Source organism: Cohnella fermenti (assembly GCF_004801405.1).
Classification (GTDB): domain Bacteria; phylum Bacillota; class Bacilli; order Paenibacillales; family Paenibacillaceae; genus Cohnella; species Cohnella fermenti.
In genome coordinates, this window is sequence record NZ_SSOB01000028.1 from 97,039 (window position 1) to 106,159 (window position 9,121).

Annotated in this window: 6 protein-coding genes; 3 read left to right on the forward strand and 3 right to left on the reverse strand. The window is 55.3% G+C overall.

The window, feature by feature from the left end; all coding sequences use genetic code 11:
• Positions 1–4: 4 nt before the first annotated feature.
• Complete coding sequence (locus E6C55_RS20745) at positions 5–889, forward strand: transposase (protein WP_136371733.1); 885 nt, start codon at positions 5–7, stop codon at positions 887–889.
• 880 nt (positions 890–1,769) lie between these two features.
• Here the strand turns inward: E6C55_RS20745 and metG are convergent.
• Complete coding sequence (metG, locus tag E6C55_RS20750) at positions 1,770–3,842, reverse strand: methionine--tRNA ligase (protein ID WP_230986777.1); 2,073 nt, start codon at positions 3,840–3,842, stop codon at positions 1,770–1,772.
• A gap of 345 nt (positions 3,843–4,187) precedes the next feature.
• Positions 4,188–4,448 carry a membrane protein insertion efficiency factor YidD gene (gene yidD, locus E6C55_RS20755; RefSeq protein ID WP_211093621.1) on the reverse strand — a complete coding sequence of 87 codons (261 nt, stop codon included), beginning with the start codon at positions 4,446–4,448 and terminating at the stop codon, positions 4,188–4,190.
• 146 nt (positions 4,449–4,594) lie between these two features.
• Here yidD and E6C55_RS20760 point away from each other — a divergent pair, with 146 nt between their 5' ends.
• Both E6C55_RS20760 and E6C55_RS20765 read left to right on the forward strand, forming a co-directional pair.
• Positions 4,595–5,461: a YitT family protein gene (locus E6C55_RS20760; RefSeq protein ID WP_136371736.1), complete on the forward strand. Its 867-nt coding sequence runs from the start codon at positions 4,595–4,597 to the stop codon at positions 5,459–5,461.
• A 155-nt stretch (positions 5,462–5,616) separates the two neighbouring features.
• A complete protein-coding gene (locus E6C55_RS20765; RefSeq protein ID WP_136371737.1) occupies positions 5,617–6,924 on the forward strand; it encodes a S1 family peptidase in 1,308 nt (435 codons plus the stop codon).
• Positions 6,925–7,042: 118 nt separating this feature from the next.
• On the opposite strand, the gene E6C55_RS20770 is transcribed toward E6C55_RS20765, so the two are convergent.
• On the reverse strand, positions 7,043–8,986 hold the full coding sequence (locus E6C55_RS20770; RefSeq protein ID WP_168735780.1) for a stalk domain-containing protein: 1,944 nt from the start codon (positions 8,984–8,986) through the stop codon (positions 7,043–7,045).
• Positions 8,987–9,121: the final 135 nt, after the last annotated feature.

Here is a 9,121-nt window from a genome sequence, read left to right on the forward strand (position 1 = left end):
TCTCATGCTCGAGAGCTATGCGGAGTTTCTGGCGAAGCAAGGCGGCGAAGACGCTTGCGCGGCTTATTTCTACCGCTGCCGGTGGCCTGACGGGTATCGCTGCCCGCTCTGCGGCCATCGGGAGGCGTATACGATCGCCACTCGCCGTCGGCCTCTATATGAATGCGCGCGCTGCCGCTACCAGGCTTCCGTTACCTCCGGCACTTGCATGGAAGGCACGCGGACAGCGCTGTCGAAGTGGCTGTTCGCCATGGAACGCATGAGCGATCCCTTCTCCGGCATCAACGCCACGCAGCTTACGAAGCAGATCGGCGTCACCTACAAAACGGCTCACGCCATGATGAATAAGATTCGCGCGAGCCTTCTGCTTGAGCATGACGGAGCGGATCGGCTGAGCGGGCGCGTAGAAGCCGGCTTGGCGATCTACGGTCCTTCCCTGCCGTCCCTCTTCGAGCTGAACGAGCAGGAGCAGCCGGTTGCCGCAGCGATGGAGATCGATGGCGCCGGTCAACCTGTGCGATGGAGCTGGATGGTACTCGAACGCGAACAGATGCACGGCGGTTCTCTCACGAAGGAGGCTCGCCAGCTCGTCAAGCGCGAATGCTTCGCTTCCGATCCCGCCAGCCAGGCGAACGATGTGCATCGCTCCTGGCTGCTGACCGTTCGCCATTGCCGGACGATGGTCCCGATCCTTCGTGCGGAGTTCAAGCGGATTCGGACAACCTATCGCGGCATCGGAGCCAGCTCTTTACCCAAGTATCTGGCGGAGGCCATCTTCCGGTGGAACGCCCGTCAGAACGGAGGCGACTGCGTTCGGTTAATGGTGCAGGCTTGCCAGGCTTTCCGGCACGTGCAGCGCTCCCCAGCCGCTCTCAGGTCGGCCTGTTAACTCTGCACGCAGCGCAGAAGCAACCCTGAACACCGTCGCTGGTCGTTCCACCGTCCCCAGTATCACCGCGATTCCACCATCGTCCTGTCTCGACCGCCGCCGTCCCTCCGACCATTGCCGCGCCTAGACCATTGCCGTTCCCGACCGGCGCTGCCCCTGACCGCGGCCGGTGTCGCCGCCGATGTCTCCTGCCCCTCACTGATCCCCCTGTACACCGCGCAGGAAGCCCCCGTCTTCGCAGGGCACGGTGCAGGTGCTCTTTCTTCGCAACGCACGGCGCAGGTGCCCCTTCATGGCAGCGCACGGTGCAGGGCCCTTTTCAGCAGCGATCCAGATGGTCGTCTGCGGCGTGATTTTTCATATCGATTGGATGCAGTCTATGCCCATCATTCTCCCGCTTGCCTGATCGGACTTCCGCCTTCGAGATCGAACTGTTCGTCTCCGTGACCTCTCCGCGTCCAGCTCTACCACTGAGGTTAAGCTGTTCTTTGTTTCTGTTCTTTGTTTCTGTTCTTTGTGCTCCTCTCCGGCCCAGTGCTTCCCCGCTTCGGCTCATCCCCATCCTGATCGAATGGGAGAAGAGACATAATGTTAGCAAAGGGGCTGTCAAGCTGTTCTCTATGCTCCTCTCCGATTCGGCGCATCCTCGCCTCGGCTTATCCCTATCCTGACCGAATGGGAGAAGAGACATAATGCCAGCAGAGGGGGATATGGTGCTTGGAGAGGTGATGGAGTGCCGGGAGAGGGGCGACGACTATGTGTTAGGTTAGAGCCTCTATTCCCCTGTGCCCCGTCGCGCGCCGAATGCAAATAACCGCCCGACCAAGGTCGATCGACCTTGGCCGGGCGGTTAACGTCCTCGCGGCTAAGCTTGCGGGATTTACTTCACGACTGCGCCGTTAGGCATGCCTTCCGGCACCGTGGCGAGCGTGAGCTGGTCGCCGTGGGAGGCGGCGAGAATCATGCCGTGCGACCATTCGCCGCGCAGCTTGACGGGCTTCAGGTTCGCGACGCAGATGACCTTGCGGCCGACGAGCTCCTCCGGCCTGTAGAACTTCGCGATGCCGGAGACGACCTGCCTCGTCTCGAAGCCGAGATCGAGCTGCAGCTTGAGCAGCTTATCCGCCTTCGGGATCGGCTCGCAGGCGACGACCTGGCCGACGCGAAGCTCGACCTTGGCGAAGTCGTCGATCCCGATCTCCTCCTTGCGATCGACGGCTTCCTGCTCGTCGCCGGAAGCGCCGGCTTCCGCCGCGCTGGCCGAACCCGCAGCCGATGCCGAGCCCGCCTCCTTCTCGCCGCCGTCCGCGGAATCTGCGGCAGACTTGCCGCCGCCCATCATGTCGACGATCCAGGCGATCTCCTCCGCCATGTCGAGCCGCGGGAAGATCGGGTCGCCCTTCGCCACCTTCGTTCCCTTCGGAATGCCGCGGAACGAGCGGATGCTCTCCCATCGGGTCGCGGCTCCGCCCTCCCTTAGCCCGAGCTGCTCCCATACTTTAAGCGGCGTGTGGGTCAGGAACGGCTGCAGCATGATCGATACAATGCGCAGCGAATCCGCGAGATGGCCCATGACCGATGCCAGTTGCCCCTTGTTCTCGTCGTCCTTCGCAAGCGCCCAAGGCTTCGTCTCGTCGATGTACTTGTTCGTGCGGCTGACGAGCTGCCAGATCGCGGAGAGCGCAACGGAGAATTCCATCATCTCCAGCGTCTCTTCCACCTTGGCGATGACGGAAGCGGCCGTGTTCTCCAAGTCCGCGTCGAACTCCGTCCCTTCCGATTCCGCTTCGTACGACGGAATCTCACCGTCATAGTACTTCTCGATCATCGCGACGGTGCGGTTCAGCAGGTTGCCGAGATCGTTGGCGAGATCGTAGTTGATCCGCTCGACGAAGTTGTCCGGCGTGAACGTGCCGTCCGCTCCGAACGGCACCTCGCGGAGCAAGTAATAGCGCAGCGCGTCGAGGCCGTAGCGGTCGATCAGCTTGACGGGGTCGACGACATTGCCCTTCGACTTGGACATCTTGCCGTCCTTCATCAGCAGCCAGCCGTGCGCGAACACCTTCTTCGGCAGCGGAAGATCGAGCGCCATCAGCATGATCGGCCAATAGATCGTGTGGAAGCGCACGATCTCCTTGCCGACGAGATGCACGTCGGCCGGCCAGTACTTCCGGAACAGCGAGTCGTCCGACGAATCGTATCCGAGCGCGGTAATGTAGTTGGACAGCGCGTCGATCCATACGTAGATGACGTGCTTCGGGTCGCCCGGAACCGGGATGCCCCAGTCGAACGTCGTGCGGGAGACGGCCAGATCCTCGAGGCCCGGCTTGATAAAGTTGTTGATCATCTCGTTGCGGCGAGACTCGGGGAGAATGAAGTCCGGATTCTCCTCGTAATAGGCGAGCAGCCGGTCCGCGTACTTGCTCATCCGGAAGAAGTAGCTCTCCTCCTTGACGAGCTCCACCGGATGCCCGCTGTCCGGGCTTCGGCCGCCGACGATCTCGCCCTTCTCGTTCTTGACCGGGTCCACGAGCTGCGTCTCCGTGTAGAACGTCTCGTCCGGAATGCTGTACCAGCCTTCGTACTCGCCTTTATAAATATCGCCGGTTGCCACCAGCCTCTCGAAGATCTGCTGAACGATCTGCTTGTGACGGTTCTCCGTCGTTCGGATGAAGTCGTCGTTGGAGATCTCCAGCTTGCGCCACAGATCCTGAATGCCCACTACGATGTCGTCGACGAACTGCTGAGGCGTCTTGCCCGCTTCCTCCGCCTTGCGCTGTATCTTCTGGCCGTGCTCGTCGGTTCCCGTCAGGTACATGACCTCGTAGCCCCGCAGCCGCTTGTAGCGAGCCATCGCGTCGCCCGCAACCGTCGTGTAGGCATGGCCGATGTGCAGCTTGTCGCTCGGGTAATAGATCGGGGTTGTCAGGTAAAAGGTTTTGTTATCCGCCATCTCGTAAGTCCGCCCTTCCTCAAAGTGTATGGCCGCCTTGCGGCCAAGAACGTCAAAAAGCTCCCGTCCGCTATGGGACGAGAGCATCGCTCACGTGGTACCACCCAACTTCCCTTCCGCCCGTGGAGCGGGAAGGCTTCTTGAGACCGGCATGCCGCCAGTCGTTCCGCTAACGCCGGACCCGCGTCGCCCCTTACCCGGCAGAGTTGACCGCCGAAGCTCGAGAACGAATCCTCCAAGACCATGTTCCCAAGGCTTCCGCACCGGTTCGCAGCGATCACCGGCTCTCTGGGACGGATGTACCTTCGTACTTATCTCTTCATCGGAGTGGTTATTGGCATTATCTTACGGAAGATCGCTGCCGCTGTCAAGCCCGCGACGCGGCTTCTTGCGCTCCGGAACGGGATCGTACCCACCGGGGTGAAAAGGATGGCACTTGCAGATGCGCACGACCGCGAGACCGCTTCCCTTCAACACGCCGTGAACCTCAATCGCTTCCAGCGCATAGGCGGAGCAGGTCGGTGCGAACCGGCATGTCGGAGGCTTGAGCGGAGAGATGAACATCCGATAGAAACGAATCGGCGCTTGGGCTACTCGGCGCAGCATTCGGCTCAACTCCCTACTTGCCTTCTTCGCTCTATTCTGAACTCCTTCGGCCTCCGAGTCAAATCGGGCGAATAAGGCGGCCGCGAATGGCGAAAACTCCCAAGAGCCGAAGGCAATCCCCATTCCATCTCGCAGAGGAGAAGATCATGCCCAGAACCCATCGCAAAAAAACGCTGTCCGATTACGCAAAGAACTTGTTCTTCATCACGATAGGAGCCGTCGTCATGGCGCTCGCGCTCGAGCTGTTCCTCGTGCCCAACAATATTATCGACGGCGGCATCACCGGCATCTCGATCATCTTGTCGAGGCTCACCGGCTGGCCTCTCGGCCTCTTCCTCTTCTTCATCAACCTTCCCTTCCTGTTCCTCGGGCTGAAGCAGATCGGCAAGTCGTTCACGTTCTTCACGCTGTACGGCATCGCGATCATGTCGGTCATGACGCAGCTTCTGCACCACGTCCATCCGGCCACGAATGAGAAGCTTCTTGCGGTCGGCTTCGGCGGCGTTCTGCTCGGTGCCGGCGTCGGACTTGTTCTCCGCTTCGGCGGCTCCCTGGACGGCACCGAGATCGTCGCCATCATCCTGTCGAAGAAGCTCCGCATGTCCGTCGGACAGCTCATCATGATCATCAACCTGTTCATCTTCACCGCCGCCGGATTCGTCTTCGGCTGGGACTCCGCGATGTACTCCGTGTTCACCTACTACCTTGCCGCCAAGCTGATGGACATCGTTGTCGAAGGCCTCGACGAATCCAAGTCGGTCACGATCATCTCGCTCGAGCACGCCGAGATCGCGGATGCGATCATGCAGCGGCTCGGGAGAAGCACGACGCTCATCTACGCCAAGGGCGGCTACAGCCAGAACGACACGCAGATGATCTACTGCATCGTCACGAGGCTTGAAGTCGCCAAGCTGCGAGACATCGTACACGAGATCGACTCGAAGGCGCTGATCGCCATTCAGGCGGTCTCCGAAGTGATGGGCGGGGATCTTCAGAAGAAAAGCATTCACTAAAATCATTTATTGGCGCGTTCAAGTTCAACATTAGGTTTGGACTACAAACTACCGACACGCTCATTATCAATAACATTAATGTACATATTTGACATACAAGTTAAAATGAGATACCCTTTCTTCGTTCCTTATTTTAACATACTAGGAGGTTTATTATGAAAAAAAGCTTTTTCCGTGCTTTAATAATCGTCCTGTCACTACTCAGCATTGTATCTAGTCAAGTTTATGCAGAGACTGATTTGTCACAACAACAAAGAATTAGTATTTCTGATTTGGATATCAGCAACTCATTCAGGGAAATTTATGGATTTGACCCAGCGGATAATTTGTCGAAAGCGGTCTATTCTGAAGATAGTCCGGGGAGATATGGCGTATATCTTACGGATGATGAATTAAAAACACTAAGTATCAGGGATGCAACGATAAATTACGGAAAAAAATTGCAAGAGATGCTAAATTCCAATTACAGTGAATTCTTTGGCGGATTATATTACGATCACTTGTTAGATAATGGGAAGTTGCGTATCGCTTTAAGCAATAAAAACAAATCAAATGCAGAAAGCATTCAAAAAATTGTTGATAGCTCATCTGAAAAAAAGAATATTGAAATTTATTATGTAGACCATACGTTAAATGAATTAATTTCAATACAAAACGATATCATAAATTACATTATTAATAATAGTTTGGAGTTTTATACTGAGATATCAATAGAAAAAAATAAGATAATCGTTCAAGCGAGCGAACAAGATAGGGAATATATTGAACAGATAAAAAAGAATTATGGAGAGGATATATTAGAAACTCATCTAAGTAGCCCTAGTATACAGCCACTATCACGATTTGATTATGTACGACCGGTTAGGGGAGGATTAGCAATTAACAATACAAGTACAGGTTCATTATGTACTGGTGCCTTCACCGGCTGGACTATTGGCCCCACAGGACCCGTAGATTTATTAGTGACGGCAGGGCATTGCGGTTCATTATATGACTACTTTTCCCAAGGGAATGCATCTATAGGAGCTGTAAATTATAAATATTTCCAAGGAACTACTGACGCTTTAATAATACTTAACACTACCGGTACAGTTGCATTTAATTCTCCTTACAATTATGACAATGGATATTGGGACGCTACTGAATCCATTAGCTCGGAGATTGCTGGAGAAACAATATGCAAAAGCGGAGTCTCATCTGATGTTACATGCGGTCCGCTTAGAACTCCTTATGCAAGCGGATCAGTTGATGGCACCTATCTGGTAGGATTAAGAAGTGCAGCTCTCTATAGCACTGGAGGAGATAGCGGTGCCCCCACTTATCTTCCTGGTTCATCTGGAAACCATACTTTAGCTGGGGTTTTATCCGGAGGCAATATTGTAGCAGGAGAGCAGCGAACATTATACTCTCATATCCAAAACGTGATTACCAATCTTAACTTATCAGGAGTTTACACTTTATAAAATCAACAAAACAATAAACAAATTTATAGCCAAACACCCACAATCTAGCTTAAGTGCTAGATGTGGGTGTTCTCTTTTAAACCTTTATAAATGAAATTTAGTCTCAAAATAATTTTATTTATTTCATCGGGATAAACAGCACATTCATCGGAAGGTTGGAGCCGAGCGCCGTCATGAACGACAGTTCGACGATCTCTTCGTAATTGCCGGTCCGGTATAGGACGCACACGTCGCTCTGCAACTGCAGTAAGCTTTTGTTCGAGACCATCACCGGAATGTCGTTGATCTTGAATACGCCGGACCAGACGCCGCCGCGGGCGTTGGCCGCGATCAGCGTATTCGGCTTCACCCGCACCGTCATCTTGTAGACGACGCCGAAGTTGCCCCAGTTGTTCTCATAGACGCCGTTCAGCATGTCGCGCCCGTCCAGGGACGGATCGTTGACGTGATCGCCGAACAGAATGCGCTGCGGCTCGGAGCCGAGCACGGAGCTCACTTGAATCGTCCGGTCCGCGCCGTCGAACGTGCCGCGAATGTGCTTGGTGTCGCGCGGAAGGTTGCCGAACGTCTTCATCGTTGCCAGAGGGTCGGTGTCGGTCTCCTTGACGGCGAACAGCGTAAACTGGACGTTCTCGCTCGAGTACAGATCGGCATACGCCGAGAAAACATCGTTCGTCTTCAGCGCCTTCGTGCCGAGCTCCGGCATGATCAGCTTCGTCTCACCCGGCTGAAGCGTCGTCAGCGTCGTCTTGCCGGTTACGTTGGAGTCCAGGTAACGCTCTGAAGCGAGCTTGCCTGTCCACAAACCGAACGTATCCGGACCAGCTTGCCCGGCGGCGCCCAGACTTACGCTAGCGATCTGAGAGCTTTTGTTCGTAGCAGCCAAGTAAATTTTAAGCTTGTCGGCGCCCAGATTCTGGTGATACAGGAACAGGCGGAAGTCTCCCGATACCGTATCGCGGTACAGCAGTCCCGGCTTCGTCAGGTTCTCCGGGCTGTTGGAGGCGAGCAGCTTGCGATTCGAGCTTGTGAACGTGTACGGAATGAGCGAATACTTCAGCACGGCTAGCCCGTCGGTCTGGTATATCTCTCCCGGAAGGGTGTACTTCTGGTTGTATTGCTCTTCCGTGTACAGAACTTCCGTCGAGATCGTAATGGTCTGCGAGACTTCCGAGTACAGACCATGCTTGTCGACAACGCGAAGGTTGATCGTCTGCTGCCCCGACGTGAAGTAGACGTCCTTCTTGTTCGTGCTCCACACGCGATCGGCGATTGCGTTCTCGTCGTCGGTCGAGAGGTCGGTATAGGTGATTCGCTCCCCGATTCGGTAAACCGTCTTGTCGGTCGTGAAGCTGGCCACCGGCTCCTGATTCGGAGGAAGAACGGTGATCGTAACCGAATACGGCTCGCTCCATTCTCCGTTCGTGTCCTTGACCGTGCGGGTAATCGTGTACGTTCCCGCTTCGTTGAAGACCGGTTCGTTGCCGGACCATTGCTCTTCGGTGATGAATTCGGCATTCTCCGACTTGCTTGTATAGGTGACGTTCGTCTGCGTCGCATAAATCTCGGATTGATCCACGGCGAATTCGGCCGTCGGCTCCTTGAAGGCGCTCCACTTAAGCGTGATCAGCCCTTGCGACGACGCGACGGTCGAGCCGGTCGCGGTCGCCCATGCGCGTACCGGAACCATCAGGCTTCCCTTCAGGACATAAGCGGTTCCCGTGAAGGGGGTCGTCACTCCGTTCAAGGTATACGAGGACGTATTCAGCTTCCAGCGCATCTCGATATTGTTGCCTTGGACGATGGATTCCTTGGTCGCGCTGTTGAAGCTGATGCTGTAGCCGTAACGGGCGACAAGCATGCTGAGCGGAGCGTAGGAGATTCCTTTGACTGCCGTGGTCGGTTGAACGGACGAATAATCGACTCCATTATGCGTTACCTTCGCCTTGTCGACATAGAGAACGAGAGCGTTGTTGCCCGGCGCCGCCGAGACGGAGCTTGCGAACGGAATGGAACCGAAGACCAGAGACAAGAGCAGAAGTGCGGACAACCATTTTTTCATTGCATAATCTCCTCGTATAGTATGTTTTGAAGTCATTCAAGAGCCTATTTCCAGTCCCCGAGGGGACTGGAGGCCGCTCGAAAAATTTCCAGCCATTTTGCACCTTGAAAATCGAATCAGGGACTGGACTTTCCG

Excerpts from the sequence above, each read along its gene's own strand:
- metG (WP_230986777.1), bottom strand. The coding sequence starts at position 3,842 with ATGGCGGATAACAAAACCTTTTACCTGACAACCCCGATCTATTACCCG.
- E6C55_RS20745 (WP_136371733.1), top strand. The coding sequence starts at position 5 with ATGCTCGAGAGCTATGCGGAGTTTCTGGCGAAGCAAGGCGGCGAAGAC.
- yidD (WP_211093621.1), bottom strand. The coding sequence starts at position 4,448 with ATGCTGCGCCGAGTAGCCCAAGCGCCGATTCGTTTCTATCGGATGTTC.
- E6C55_RS20765 (WP_136371737.1), top strand. The coding sequence starts at position 5,617 with ATGAAAAAAAGCTTTTTCCGTGCTTTAATAATCGTCCTGTCACTACTC.
- E6C55_RS20770 (WP_168735780.1), bottom strand. The coding sequence starts at position 8,986 with ATGAAAAAATGGTTGTCCGCACTTCTGCTCTTGTCTCTGGTCTTCGGT.
- E6C55_RS20760 (WP_136371736.1), top strand. The coding sequence starts at position 4,595 with ATGCCCAGAACCCATCGCAAAAAAACGCTGTCCGATTACGCAAAGAAC.